The following is a 13,001-nucleotide window of genomic DNA, read 5'->3' as shown; positions in this document are numbered from 1 at the left end:
GAGATAATGAAAATAAAAAGCAATCCAAAATAAATTGGATTGCTTTTATCTTAATTAAAGAACAGGAGCCATTGTTTCTTTCAATACTTGAACAGAGTGATCAAATTTTAATTCTTCTTCTTCACTTAATTCAACCTCTAAAATTTCACGAACACCGCCGCGATTTAAAACAGCAGGTACCCCGATATAAACATCTTTTTGACCATATTGACCTTCTAAGTAAGCTGATACAGTTAATACACTATTTTCGTCGTTTAAAATTGCTTTTGTAACACGTAGAAGTGACATACCGATACCATAATAAGTTGCGCCTTTACGCTCAATAATATGGTAAGCTGCATCACGGACGTTTATGAAAATTTTGTCTAAATCTTCTTGATTATACGTGTTGTCTTTTTCAAGCAGTGTTTGTAGTTTTTGGATACCAACGGAAACATGACTCCAAACAGGAAGTTCAGTATCGCCGTGTTCTCCGATAATATAAGCGTGAATGTTGTGTGGACCAATATTGAAGTACTCACCTAACATATAGCGGAAACGAGCAGAATCAAGCGTTGTACCAGAACCGATTACACGTTCTTTCGGTAAACCAGATTCTTTCCAAGTTACGTAAGTTAAAATATCTACAGGGTTTGTTGCGATTAAGAAGATGCCATCAAATCCGCTATCCATAATACTGCGAACGATTTGTTTAAAGATTTTAGCGTTTTTCTCAACTAAATCTAAACGTGTTTCGCCTGGCTTTTGTGGTAATCCAGCTGTAATAACTACAAGGTCAGCATCTTTACAGTCTTCGTAGCTACCTTTCCATACTCTGGTTGGAGCTGGTGCGAATGGAACAGCATGACTTAAATCCATTGCTTCTCCTTCAGCTTTTGCCTCATTTACATCGACTAAAACAAATTCTTCAGCTACGGCTTGGTTAATCATGCAGTAAGCATAACTACATCCAACTGCTCCTGTTCCTACTAATACAACACGGTTAATACCTTTTTTCATTTCAAAATTCCTCGCAATTTCATTGGTTTTGTTATGTAAGATAATACGTCTTACTTCTATAGAATCATATCTAGTTTATTACATTTTATAAAAGATATTCAAGTATTTGAAAATGTATCCGTGTAATTCCTTGCCCAAAACATAGGAATGAAGGTAACTGAATATAATTCAGTAAAATCCTTTGTAAAAGGGGAAATGGCATGGGGAACCCATTAACAATGGAAGAGATGCTTCATATTATTCATGCAGGGCTTGTTAAAAAGAATAACCCAAAACGGATTACGATTGCCGGTGCAGGGATTTCTGGATTAGTTGCAGGTTCTTTATTAAAAGAGGCTGGGCACGAAGTAACGATTATAGAAGCAAATAACAGAATAGGTGGCAGGGTGTATACGATTCGGGAACCATTTAGTGTGGGTTTATATTTTAATGCGGGACCGATGAGAATCCCTGATACCCATAAGTTAACCTTAGCGTATATTTATAAATTTAAACTGCCTTTAAACCTTTTTATAAATAAAACTTTTGCAGATATCATTTACACGAATAACATTCAAACGAGATTGAATGTGTTTGAAAATGATCCAAGTGTACTTGAATATCCGGTTTTGGATAAAGAAAGAGGAAAAACGGCAGAAGAGTTAATGATTGAGGTATTAGAACCAATACTAAATTATATTAAGAAGGAACCGGATAAAAACTGGCTTATCGTTGAAAAAAAGTATAAAACGTATTCGCTTGGTTCATTTTTAATGGAGTATTATTCAGATGGTGCAATAGATATGATCGGGGTACTTCTTGATATGGAAGCTTATATGGGAATGTCCTTAATTGAAGTATTACGTGAAATGATCTTTTTTACTTCAACAACGAAATATTATGAAATAACTGGTGGAATGGATAAGTTATCGAATGCATTCTTACCACAATTAAGGGAGCATATTTTAATGCCGTATAAGATTGATAAAATCATACAAGAAGATAATAAAGTAATGTTACAAGGAAATCATGAGCAAACGTTAGAGCAATTTACAATAACAAGTGATTTTGCTATTATTACAATTCCATTTTCAGCGTTAAGATTTGTAGAAGTTCAGCCATACTATTTATTCTCTTATTTTAAAAGAAGAGCAATTCGTGAATTAAATTATATTGCTGCAACTAAAATTGCAATAGAGTTTAAAAGTAGATTTTGGGAGAAAGCGGGACAGTGTGGTGGAAAATCTATTACTGATTTACCGATACGGTTTACATACTATCCGAGTTATGGCATTCATACTCCAGGACCAGCTATCGTTATAGCAAGTTATACGTGGGCAGATGAGGCGTTAACATGGGATAGTCTCCCGCAAAGAGATCGTATTCGTTACGCATTAAAAAATTTAGCGGAAATATACGGTGACATCGTCTATAGTGAGTTTGTCACTGGAACATCTTTTAGCTGGAGTAAAAATCCGTATTCTTGCGGTGCATTTACAGCTTTCGAACCAGGCCAAGAGCTCGAGTTATTTCCGTATATTACACCATCATCTGGAAAAGTACACTTTGCAGGAGAGCATACGACATTAACACATGGATGGATGCAAGGGGCAATTGAGTCTGGAGTTAGAGTTGCATATGAAGTAAATGAACAGTGAATCTCTTATATTTACAAATGGTCATTCTTTTAATAAAATGATAAATATAAATCGTAATTATTACGCTTTGAATACATTTGAAGTAAAGAAATGGATGGTCGGTTGAATGAATAAAGTGGAGATTCATATATTAGGTGGTTTTTTAGGTAGTGGAAAATCAACATTATTACAAAATTTATTGTTAGCAGAGAAACAGAAGAATAGAAAAGTTGCAGTATTAATGAATGAAATTGGTGAATACTCGGTAGATACAGATATTATTGGAAAAGAGAATGTTTTAAGAGAACTTCTTAAAGGTTGTATTTGTTGTACGTTAAAAGAAGAGCTTGAAATACAATTACATTCGTTATATCAACAAGAAAGACCAGATGTAATTTATATAGAAACGACAGGTGTTGCGCATCCAATTGAAGTGTTAGACGCGTGTGTCTCGCCAATTTTAGCACCTTTCCTGGAAGTGAAATCAATTGTAGTCGTTTTAGATGCCGTAAGATGGTTAAACCGAAGTATATTAAGTGCAAATGTACAACAGCTACTGCATGAGCAACTGAAATTTGGTAGTCATATTCTTGTTAATAAAGCAGATTTACTAACAGATGAAGACAAGAACATAGTGCTTGAAGAAGTAAAGGCAATAAATGATCATGCGAAATTGTATGAAACAAAATATTGTAATATATCTTTAAAAGATATTGAAGAAGCTGAATTTACAAATGATGAGGAACATGAGACACTACATGTCAAACAGCATTTACATATACAAACGATGACATATCAATTTACGAAACCGATTGATCAAGACAAATTATATGAATGGCTTTCGAATTTACCAGATAGTATTTATCGTGTGAAAGGTTTTGTGAAATTTCATGGAGATAAATACCCTCACCTATTCCAATATTCGTTCGGAGTACCAACTTTATTGGAACAAGATTTCGGTTTCCCAACAAACTTGGTAGTAATAGGAGAAGGACTAGATAAGAAACGATTGGCTGAAGGATTAGAGAAAGTAGAACTTAACTCTAATTAAGGTGAAAAGACTAACTTAAAAAAATAAGTTAGTCTTTTTGTATGGTCATTACTGAAATGAAACAGTATTTTCAATTGGATTGCAGAATATATATTGATTGTATGTCCGTTTCCATTACATAGGAAGGTGATTATATATTTGTGCCGAATGTAGAGGGTACTACAAGAGTTTTCCATTATCTATCGAATTAGTTAGTCATGATTACGGACAGGGGATTTTGGCGTGTTTGATTCTATCAGAAAGTAAAGTATGGGGAGGATCACAATGTCGATGAAAAAACGTAAGTGGCTAAAGACAATGTTTACTGGCTGTGTTTTAGGTTCGTTATTAATAACGGCAGCTTGTTCAGGAAAGAAAACAAGTACAGAGGATGAAAAAACGATTAAGGTAGGAGTCCTTGCTTCTTTAACAGGACCGCTAGAATCGTATGGAAAACAAACAGTGAACGGATTTGAATTAGGGTTAGACTATGCAACTGGTGGAACTGGGAAAGTAGATGGGAAAAAGATTAAGTTTGTTGTAGAAGATACAGAAACGAAAGCGGATGTAGCAGTGAAGAAAGCTACGAAGTTATTAGAAGAAGAGAAAGTTGATTTTTTAGTTGGATCGTCTAGTTCAAGTGATACGTTAGCGGTTTTACCACTGGCTGAAGAATATGAAAAGATTATGGTTGTAGAACCAGCAGTTGCGGATAGTATTACCGGGAAGAACTGGAATAAATATATTTTTAGAACTGGAAGAAGTTCCTCACAAGATGCGATTGCAGGAGCAGCAGCAATTGCGAAAAAAGGTGTAAAGATTGCGACATTTGCCCCAGATAACGCTTTTGGTCGTGAAGGGATTGCTGCATTTAAAGCGGGTGCAAAAAAATTAGGTGCGAACATTGTGAATGAGCAATACGCGGATACAAATTCAACAGATTTTACAGCGAATATTCAAAATATCATTAGTTCAAAACCAGATTATTTATTTATCGTTTGGGCAGGGGCAAATTCACCTTGGAAACAGTTGAAAGATATGAATGTGGAAGCGCAAGGTATTAAAATTTCTACAGGTGCCCCAGATATACCAGCATTAAAAACAATGGATGCATTAGTAGGTATGCAAGGTTTTTCTGTATATTATCACACACTTCCAAAAAATAAAGTGAATGATTGGCTAGTTGAAGAGCATAAAAAACGTTTTAATGGTGTAGTGCCAGATTTGTTTACAGCGGGAGGAATGTCAGCAGCAATTTCTATTGTAGAAGCTTTAAAGAAAACAAAAGGTGATACAGATGTAGATACATTGATTAAGAAAATGGAAGGAATGGAATTTGATACACCGAAAGGAAAGATGAAGTTTAGAGAGAAGGACCACCAAGCGATGCAGACGCTGTATTCTATCACATTGAAAAAGCAAGATGGTGTTGATTATCCAGTGCCAGTGTTAGAGCGAGAATTAACGATGAAAGAAACAGAACCACCAGTTCAAAATAAATAGACTGAATTTTCTGTTGTTTTTGTATAAAGAGGGGGGACCCTCTTTATACATATTTCTTTCATACTCACGGCTTTAAAGGGAGGGATTTCGTGACACATTTGCTAGAGACGAAAAATCTTAGTGTATCTTTTGGTGAACATCAAGTTATTAAAGATGTAAATTTAACTGTCCAAAAAGGAAAGCTCATTTCTATTATCGGGCCAAATGGTGCGGGGAAGACAACATTATTTAATTTACTAAGTGGACAGATTTCACCCACAACAGGTGAAGTGTATTTTAAAGGGCAAGATATTACAAAACTATCGATTTCAGATCGAACACGCTTAGGAATCGGTCGCTCTTTTCAGCTTACAAACATATTCCCAGAATTAACGGTACTTGAAAATGTCCGTTTAAGTGTTCAATCATTCGTACAAGATTACTATAGTTTTTTCCCGAGTCCAGCAAAATTAAAGCAACAAGTTGGAGAGGCGAGACGTTTCTTAAAAACAGTATTACTTCACGAGAAAGAGAACGTATTAGCGAAAGATTTGGCACATGGAGAGAAAAGAAAGCTAGAACTTGCGATGTTATTAGCTTTAAAAACGGATGTGTTATTACTTGATGAGCCGACGGCAGGTATTTCGGTTGAGGAAGTCCCTGCTATATTACAAGTGATTGAAAATATTAAGAAACATCCAGAGAGCACAATTGTACTTATCGAACACAAAATGGATATGATACTAGGTTTGTCAGATCATCTTATCGTTTTATTTCATGGAGAGTTATTGGCTGAAGGATTGCCAGAAGAAATTATGAAAGATGAGCGTGTACAAAGTGCTTATTTAGGGGGATTATATAGTGGCACTATTACAAGTAAATAATATAGAAACGTATTTAGATCAGTTTCATATTTTGCAAGGAGTATCTCTTGGTGTTGAGAAAGGGACGATTACTGTACTGTTTGGTAGAAACGGGGCAGGGAAAACAACGACATTACGTTCAGTTATGGGGTTTCACCGGATTGCAGATGGTGAAATTTATTATGATAGTGCAAAAGTAAGTGGATTACCTACACATTTAATTTCAAGGAAAGGAATAGGGTATGTACCAGAAAATCAAGGTATTTTTCATGATTTGACAGTAGAAGAAACATTCGCCCTTGCTAGGGGAAAAGGTGAAGAAGTAGAAGTGAAAATAGAGTGGATGCTGGAACTATTTCCGGATTTAAAGCAGTTTTGGAATAAGAAAAGTGGGCTCTTGAGCGGAGGGCAAAAGCAAATGTTGGCTATTTCAAGAGCGTTTATTAATAGTGATGGATTATTACTTATTGATGAACCGAGCAAAGGGCTATCCCCGATAATGGTGGAGAAATTAATGGTAGCTATTTTGAAGATGAAAGAGAAAACAACAGTTTTACTTGTTGAGCAAAATTTTATGATGGCTAGTCAAATTGGCGATTATTTTTACATTATGGATAACGGACGAATTGTTCATAACGGTTTTATGAATGAATTAAAAAAGGATAAGGAAATGTGTCATAAATATTTAGGAATCTCTTAACATGAATCCGAGGTGAAAAGGATGGATGTGTTAATCAATTTATTTGTAAATGGGATTTCAACAGGGATGCTCATTTTTTTGTTAGCATCAGGTCTTTCACTTATTTTCGGTCTAATGAGCGTTTTAAACTTTGCACACGGTGGTTTATTTGCGTGGGGAGCATTTACAGGTGTTTGGTTATTTAATATGACAGGAAGTTATATATTAGCTTTAGTTGGAGCAGTAGCTATGGGAATGTTCCTAGGATTTATTTTAGAAAGGTTTCTTATTAGACCAGTATATGGAAATCATGTTCGACAGCTGCTCGTTACGCTTGGGGGAATGCTCGTTCTTAGTGAGTGTATTAAAATATTTTGGGGGCCAAACCCTATTAGTGCAAAATTACCGTTATGGTTACAAGGAAGTTTTACATCCGGAGGTATTATATTAATTAAATATCGTCTATTTGTTATTTTGATTGGGGTAATTATTTACATTGCACTACTATTATTACTCAAAAAGACGAAGATAGGTCTTATGATCCGTGCAGGTGTAATGGATAAAGAAATGGTTCAAGCGCTTGGTATTAATGTAAAAGCGATATTTTCTTTCGTCTTTTTATTAGGAGCAGGGATGGCAGCTTTGGGAGGTTTTTTATTAGCACCGTATTCGGGCGTTATTTTCGCCGAGATGGGCATGCAGTATGCAATTTTAGCTTTTATAGTAGTAATTATCGGAGGATTAGGAAGCGTACAAGGTTCAGCTATTGCTTCTTTAATTGTCGGATTAGCTGGTGCTTTTACAGCGTATTTTATACCAGATTTATCACTTGCAATTAATATGTTAATGTTACTATTTTTCTTAATAGTAAAGCCAACTGGGCTTGTTGGTGAAAAGGGGTGAAATGGTGAACAACACATTGGACCGAATTAAAGTATACTTCGGAGTATGTATGCTCATTTGTTTAAGTGTATTTCCGTTCGTAAATGATTCACGGAGCCTGTTAATTTTGTTCACTCAAATCTTCATCTTTGCTATTTTTGCAATGAGTTTTGATGTATTGCTTGGGTATACAGGAATTGTATCGTTCGGTCATTGTATGTTCTTTGGGATAGGAGCATATGGGGTAGCGCTTTTATTTGATCGGCAAGGCGTATCAATAACGAATTTTTTAATAGGAATAGTAGCTGCAATTATCGTTTCAGCAATCGTTAGTTATATAATTGGTTTGCTTTCTTTGCGGTTGAAAAGTCATTTTTATGCAATGTTAACACTTGCTATTTCACAGTTGTTTTTCGTACTTGCTGAAAAATGGCGTGGGCTTACTCACGGAGGAGATGGTTTTACATTTGGGGTACCAGAAATATTCCGTGATCGTTTTACTTTTTATTATGTATCACTTGTATGTTTATTCTTCATTTTTATTCTATTACGTCTTTTTACAAAGTCTTCTATTGGGAAAGTATTAAAGGCAATTTCACAAAATGAACAACGTGTTGAAGCACTTGGATATAAAGTCCTCCATTATAAAATAATCGCAAGTGTAGTCGCAGGAATAGTAGCTGCAATTAGCGGTGGTTTATTTGTTATTACATTACGTTTTGTCAATACGACTGTATTTTCAATTGAAATGACACTAAATGCACTATTGATGACAATGATTGGAGGAGTCGGAACTTTAATTGGAGCTATTGCTGGATCTGGCATTATTGAATCACTAAAATATTATTTATCAGAACTAGCTACAGAGTATCCGATCTTTGAACGATGGACGATTATTCTTGGTTTATTGTACATTATCGTATTGCTAGTTTTCCCGAAAGGATTAGTTGGCACGGTTAAGGGACTGAAGAATATGAAACGGAATAAGAAGGAGAAAAGTGCAGAAGTGGAGCAAAACGTGTGAAAAATCAATTGTATAGAATATGAAAATCCCTCTTTTAGATTCATAAAGGAGGGATTTTTATTAACCAAATAGTTCATCAGGGATTTGTTTGAAAGAGTTTTGATTTGTAAAAAAATGAACAGCTAATTTCTCAACTGGAACATCTTCAATTGGTACCAATTTATCATTTTTAATCGGCAAAAAGGCTATCCCTTTTCCGTCATGAATAAACTCTTCCATAAGCGAATAAGAATCTAATTGTTGAAGTTGGCGCTGAGATAAATTATTTTCTTTTAGGAATTGTATTGTCTTATTCCTAAAAGGGCACTTCTTGTCATTGCTAACGAAGAAAATTTCTTTTGAATAATCAATGGTACATTTTTCTTTCGCTTTTAATAAGCCTACAGAAATTGAGGTTGTGAACACTTTTTTAAACGATGCGTCAGGATAATCCTCATAAGTTATGACCATATCAACTTTTTGTTGCTGAAGTAATTTTTGCAAATGACTACTACTTTCTACATATATTTGATAATTTCTGAAATTTACTTTAATACGCTTACTTAAATAATTTGTCAAAATAGATTGTGACGTCGCTATTATATAAGAAGAACCACTCGTTTTAATTTCATTTTTTACTTCTTCTAATAGAGTTAATATTTTATTCGTGTAATCTAATAAAATGTCACCAGCAGGTAACAAGGAAACACCTTTGTTATCTCTATGTAGTAAAGGCGTTTCTAATTCTTGTTCTAATTTTTTGATTCGCTCAGTTACGTTCGGTTGAACATATCCTAACTCTTTAGCAGCTTTACTAATAGAACCCTCACTGGCTACAGTTTTGAATATAATAAGATCATTTATTTCCATGTATCTCAGCCCCTTATGCACTATCATTATAAATGATATCAAACATAATTTATACCTATTTTACGTTAGCCACTTATCGATTTATCATAATGTATATAAGATTGAAAGCGAGTGATAAACATGATTGGAATGCAATATAAGGTCATTCTTCCAAAGGATTATGACATGGAGATTATTAAGAAAAGGGTAAAGGATAATGGCTATAAAACTGATGGTTTCCAAGAACTAAATTTTAAAGCTTATTTAATTACGGAAACGGAGAAAGACGGGAATTTTTATAACTGCTATGCACCTTTATATATTTGGAATGGTCATGAAGGGATGAATAAATTTATCTTTGAAGGGTATTACGATAATATTTTACAATCGTTTGGTTGGCAACAAATACATATAGGTGTTCCGTTAGTTGTTAATCTAAGTGATGGATTTAAGAAAAGTAGATATGTTGTTGAATATGCAAGAAGTATTTCTCAAAGTAAAACGTTGATTGGGACTAAATTAAACACGATAAATGAAAATGTACAAAACAATGAAAAGTGTTTAGGGAATGTAATCGTTTATAATCCGGATAAATGGGGATACAGTGGGTTTGAGTTTTATGAAGAGAAGCCTGAAATGGTAGCAAATAAAGGTGTTACAGTATATGAGATTTTGCACATTTCACGATGAAAACTTGTTGAAGTTAAATTAAGAAAAAGGAATGAAAATGTATGCCTTTTGTGAACGTTTATTATCATGAAAATATATTAAATATAGAAGAGTTGAAAAAGATAGGTGAATGTATTCATCTGTCATTAATTGAACATTTTAACATCCCTAAAAATGATTTTTTTCAAATGTTTTTACCTTATCAACAAAATCACTTTTTATATAATCCATATTATTTATTAGAAAGAGGAGAAAAGAGAACAGAGAATATGATTTATGTTTCTATTACATGTGGACCGGGAAGAACGGTGCAACAGAAAAAAGATTTGTATCAATCGGTATCCTTGAAAATTACGGAATATTCCGACGTTAAAACTGCGGATATTTTTATTACACTAAATGAGACAGCTGCTGAAAACTGGTCATTTGGTCAAGGAATAGCACAAATGGTGAAAATAAAGGAAGAAAAAAATGAAAAATGAACTTATTGAAGTACATATTAAAAAGAAAATGAGAGAAATGGCACCTGCATTTGCTCATTATAGTGAAAAGATATTGTTTGAGGAAGTGTGGCGGGATGCCACTTTAACATTAAGAGAAAGAAGTTTGTGTACTGTGTCAGCACTAATCAGTCTCGGTAATACAGAACAATTACCATTTCATCTGAAGCTAGCTAAACAAAATGGGGTTATGGAGAATGAATTGGTTGCATTAATAACACATATGGCTTTTTACGTTGGTTGGCCAAAAGCTATGGCAGCTTTAAATATAGTAATGAATGAAATGAAAAGTTAAGAATAATGATAAGTAAGAATTCATGTTTATATGAATTCTTACTTATCATTATTTATGCAATACTCTATCGCTATATTTATTACATTTTCTCTTGCTTTTTTATCACTTGCGTAGTAAAGTGATAGTAAGATGAACGCTAGGAAGTGATGAAACATGCGTGATAATACGATAGGATCATTAATATGGTTACGTTTAATACGATTTACGAATCAAAGTAATCAAATGTCAAATGAGTTTTTAAAACGTTTTGATTTAACGACAGCTCAATTTGATGTGCTTTTGCAAATACGTACGTATCAACCACTAACACAAATGGAGTTAGCTGAAAAGGTAACTGTTACACAAGGTGGCATTTCTCGAATGTTAACTCGTCTTGAAAAAGAAGGATATATTGTACGAAAACAAGATTGGAAAACGAAAACAATTAGTCTTACAGAGCAAGGAGAAGCAGCTTTAGAGAGAGCCTTGCCAGAGCAACTTGCATTTCAATCTTCGTTTTTTGATGATGTATTAAATGAAGAAGAGCAGAAAATATTATACGAGCTGATGACGAAAGTTCATAAACATAGTGAAAAAAAAGAATTACCGCAAGAGTAATTTTTTTTACATTATCAATTGACTAGTCAATTGAAGAGATAGGTAATACGAAGATATGCTTGACTTACCAACGTTTTTAGAAGAAAAACTAATACTACTTTATTAAAGGGGAGAGTAACTATGGAAAAATACCGTATAGATACAAGAAAAGGAATTGAGTTTGGGTTATATTCAATTGGCGATCATGTTTTAAATCCACATAATGGGGAGAAAATTACGCCAGAGAAAAGAATTAACGAACTAATTGAAACAGCTAAGTTAGCAGATGAGGCAGGGCTTGATGTGTTTGCTGTAGGCGAAAGTCATCAAACGCATTTTACAACGCAAGCTCATACAGTTATTTTAGGTGCGGTCGCGCAAGTTACGAAAAATATAAAAATTGCAAGTTCCGCAACGATATTAAGTACATCTGACCCAGTTCGAGTATATGAGGATTTCGCTACCATTGACTTGATTTCTAATGGTCGTGCTGAAATCGTAGCTGGTCGTGGATCTCGTATTGGAGGATATAGTTTACTTGGTTACGATGTAAATGATTATGAAGAGTTATTTGAAGAGAAGATGGATCTTTTATTAAAAATTAATAAAGAGGAACATGTAACATGGAATGGGCAGTTCAGAGCACCACTTGAGTATGCTTCAGTTATCCCTAGAGCTAAAAATAATAACCTGCCAATTTGGCGTGCGGTTGGTGGACCGCCAGCTAGTGCAATTAAAGCAGGACGTGCAGGTGTGCCAATGATGATAACAACACTTGGTGGCCCAGCAATTAACTTTAAAGTGTCAGTAGATGCTTATCGCGAGGCTGCTCAGCAAAGTGGATTTGATCCAGCTAGTTTACCAGTTGCGACAACGAGTTTATTTTATACGGCAAAAAATTCACAAGATGCACTTAGTGAATATTACCCTCACATTAATGCTGGTATGCTTACACTGCGCGGTGGTGGGTATCCGAAACAGCAATTTACAAATGCAATAGATTGCCGTGATGCTTTAATGGTTGGTAGCCCACAACAAATCATTGAGAAAATGCTTTACCAATATGAATTGTTTGGCCAACAACGCTTTATGGCACAAATTGATTTTGGCGGTGTACCATTTGATAAAATTGAGAAAAATATTGAATTAATTGCTACTGAAATTTTACCAGCCGTTAGAAAACATACAGCAAAATAAATAAAAAAACTGGGAGTCTAATTGAAGTGAACCCCGAAAACGGGACACCAATCAAAACACCTAAACCACTTGTTCCCTAAATTCTTTAGGGGATAGGTGGTTTAATTTTTCTTGAATTCGCACACAATTGTAGTAATGAATGTATTCTAGCACAATCTTTCGCACAGTTGTGTTGGATACTTTTGTTATCTTTTGTGAATAGAAAGCTTCACTTTTTAAATGACCAAAGAAGCTTTCCATGACGGCATTATCATGGCAATTTCCTCTCCGGGACATGCTGGTGATCATGCCGTTTTCTTTGGCATACGCTTGAAATTCTTTTGCTGTATAAATACTTCCTTGATCCGAGTGAAGAAGGACA

General features: G+C 34.6%; 15 protein-coding genes. 12 read left to right on the top strand and 3 right to left on the bottom strand.

All coding sequences use genetic code 11. The features are described from left to right. Window positions 1-54: 54 nt before the first annotated feature. On the bottom strand, window positions 55-999 hold the full coding sequence (locus tag C4S65_RS28745; protein ID WP_000715327.1) for an L-lactate dehydrogenase: 945 nt from the start codon (window positions 997-999) through the stop codon (window positions 55-57). Window positions 1,000-1,199: 200 nt separating this feature from the next. On the opposite strand from C4S65_RS28745, the gene C4S65_RS28740 reads away from it, so the two are divergent. The 7 genes from C4S65_RS28740 to C4S65_RS28705 all read left to right on the top strand — a co-directional run bounded on the left by C4S65_RS28740 (window position 1,200) and on the right by C4S65_RS28705 (window position 8,575). Continuing rightward, window positions 1,200-2,636 carry a flavin monoamine oxidase family protein gene (locus C4S65_RS28740; RefSeq protein WP_000528026.1) on the top strand — a complete coding sequence of 479 codons (1,437 nt, stop codon included), beginning with the start codon at window positions 1,200-1,202 and terminating at the stop codon, window positions 2,634-2,636. Window positions 2,637-2,742: 106 nt separating this feature from the next. Beyond that, window positions 2,743-3,666, top strand: coding sequence for a GTP-binding protein (locus tag C4S65_RS28730; RefSeq protein ID WP_061667429.1), 924 nt, complete (start codon window positions 2,743-2,745; stop codon window positions 3,664-3,666). 264 nt (window positions 3,667-3,930) lie between these two features. Continuing rightward, entirely contained in the window at window positions 3,931-5,148 is a 1,218-nt protein-coding gene (locus C4S65_RS28725) for a substrate-binding domain-containing protein (protein ID WP_000061999.1), read from the top strand. Window positions 5,149-5,237: 89 nt separating this feature from the next. Next, window positions 5,238-6,011 carry an ABC transporter ATP-binding protein gene (locus C4S65_RS28720; protein ID WP_098838337.1) on the top strand — a complete coding sequence of 258 codons (774 nt, stop codon included), beginning with the start codon at window positions 5,238-5,240 and terminating at the stop codon, window positions 6,009-6,011. After that, window positions 5,989-6,690 carry an ABC transporter ATP-binding protein gene (locus C4S65_RS28715; RefSeq protein WP_098838338.1) on the top strand — a complete coding sequence of 234 codons (702 nt, stop codon included), beginning with the start codon at window positions 5,989-5,991 and terminating at the stop codon, window positions 6,688-6,690. Before C4S65_RS28720 ends, C4S65_RS28715 begins: the two co-directional genes overlap by 23 nt. A gap of 21 nt (window positions 6,691-6,711) precedes the next feature. Beyond that, window positions 6,712-7,572 carry a branched-chain amino acid ABC transporter permease gene (locus C4S65_RS28710; protein ID WP_089170816.1) on the top strand — a complete coding sequence of 287 codons (861 nt, stop codon included), beginning with the start codon at window positions 6,712-6,714 and terminating at the stop codon, window positions 7,570-7,572. A 49-nt stretch (window positions 7,573-7,621) separates the two neighbouring features. Continuing rightward, entirely contained in the window at window positions 7,622-8,575 is a 954-nt protein-coding gene (locus C4S65_RS28705) for a branched-chain amino acid ABC transporter permease (protein ID WP_141551084.1), read from the top strand. Window positions 8,576-8,635: 60 nt separating this feature from the next. On the opposite strand, the gene C4S65_RS28700 is transcribed toward C4S65_RS28705, so the two are convergent. Next, a complete protein-coding gene (locus C4S65_RS28700; protein WP_061667433.1) occupies window positions 8,636-9,424 on the bottom strand; it encodes a LysR family transcriptional regulator in 789 nt (262 codons plus the stop codon). 120 nt (window positions 9,425-9,544) lie between these two features. Between C4S65_RS28700 and C4S65_RS28695 the strand changes: the two genes are divergently transcribed. From C4S65_RS28695 to C4S65_RS28675, 5 genes are all read left to right on the top strand, one after another. Next, the gene (locus tag C4S65_RS28695) at window positions 9,545-10,093 is read left to right on the top strand and encodes a DUF4865 family protein (protein WP_061667434.1); all 549 of its coding nucleotides are present in this window, start codon (window positions 9,545-9,547) and stop codon (window positions 10,091-10,093) included. A gap of 41 nt (window positions 10,094-10,134) precedes the next feature. Further along, the gene (locus tag C4S65_RS28690) at window positions 10,135-10,554 is read left to right on the top strand and encodes a tautomerase family protein (RefSeq protein WP_001117251.1); all 420 of its coding nucleotides are present in this window, start codon (window positions 10,135-10,137) and stop codon (window positions 10,552-10,554) included. Next, entirely contained in the window at window positions 10,544-10,867 is a 324-nt protein-coding gene (locus C4S65_RS28685) for a carboxymuconolactone decarboxylase family protein (RefSeq protein WP_098838341.1), read from the top strand. Before C4S65_RS28690 ends, C4S65_RS28685 begins: the two co-directional genes overlap by 11 nt. Window positions 10,868-11,020: 153 nt before the next feature. After that, entirely contained in the window at window positions 11,021-11,464 is a 444-nt protein-coding gene (locus C4S65_RS28680; protein ID WP_001205523.1) for a MarR family transcriptional regulator, read from the top strand. A gap of 120 nt (window positions 11,465-11,584) precedes the next feature. Next, window positions 11,585-12,640: an LLM class flavin-dependent oxidoreductase gene (locus tag C4S65_RS28675; protein ID WP_098838342.1), complete on the top strand. Its 1,056-nt coding sequence runs from the start codon at window positions 11,585-11,587 to the stop codon at window positions 12,638-12,640. A gap of 60 nt (window positions 12,641-12,700) precedes the next feature. Here C4S65_RS28675 and C4S65_RS28670 read toward each other — a convergent pair. Beyond that, window positions 12,701-13,001: IS3 family transposase (locus C4S65_RS28670; protein WP_142391558.1), on the bottom strand; the 301-nt coding region annotated here is incomplete at its 5' end.

It is taken from the genome of Bacillus sp. ok061 (assembly GCF_900108285.1).
Taxonomy (GTDB): Bacteria; Bacillota; Bacilli; order Bacillales; family Bacillaceae_G; genus Bacillus_A; species Bacillus_A thuringiensis_S.
Note: the sequence above shows the minus strand (reverse complement) of the source record. Positions and strands in the feature narration are given on the sequence as shown.

Excerpts from the sequence above, each read along its gene's own strand:
- C4S65_RS28745 (WP_000715327.1), bottom strand. The coding sequence starts at position 999 with ATGAAAAAAGGTATTAACCGTGTTGTATTAGTAGGAACAGGAGCAGTT.
- C4S65_RS28740 (WP_000528026.1), top strand. The coding sequence starts at position 1,200 with ATGGGGAACCCATTAACAATGGAAGAGATGCTTCATATTATTCATGCA.
- C4S65_RS28730 (WP_061667429.1), top strand. The coding sequence starts at position 2,743 with ATGAATAAAGTGGAGATTCATATATTAGGTGGTTTTTTAGGTAGTGGA.
- C4S65_RS28725 (WP_000061999.1), top strand. The coding sequence starts at position 3,931 with ATGTCGATGAAAAAACGTAAGTGGCTAAAGACAATGTTTACTGGCTGT.
- C4S65_RS28710 (WP_089170816.1), top strand. The coding sequence starts at position 6,712 with ATGGATGTGTTAATCAATTTATTTGTAAATGGGATTTCAACAGGGATG.
- C4S65_RS28705 (WP_141551084.1), top strand. The coding sequence starts at position 7,622 with ATGCTCATTTGTTTAAGTGTATTTCCGTTCGTAAATGATTCACGGAGC.
- C4S65_RS28700 (WP_061667433.1), bottom strand. The coding sequence starts at position 9,424 with ATGGAAATAAATGATCTTATTATATTCAAAACTGTAGCCAGTGAGGGT.
- C4S65_RS28695 (WP_061667434.1), top strand. The coding sequence starts at position 9,545 with ATGATTGGAATGCAATATAAGGTCATTCTTCCAAAGGATTATGACATG.
- C4S65_RS28690 (WP_001117251.1), top strand. The coding sequence starts at position 10,135 with ATGCCTTTTGTGAACGTTTATTATCATGAAAATATATTAAATATAGAA.
- C4S65_RS28685 (WP_098838341.1), top strand. The coding sequence starts at position 10,544 with ATGAAAAATGAACTTATTGAAGTACATATTAAAAAGAAAATGAGAGAA.
- C4S65_RS28680 (WP_001205523.1), top strand. The coding sequence starts at position 11,021 with ATGCGTGATAATACGATAGGATCATTAATATGGTTACGTTTAATACGA.
- C4S65_RS28675 (WP_098838342.1), top strand. The coding sequence starts at position 11,585 with ATGGAAAAATACCGTATAGATACAAGAAAAGGAATTGAGTTTGGGTTA.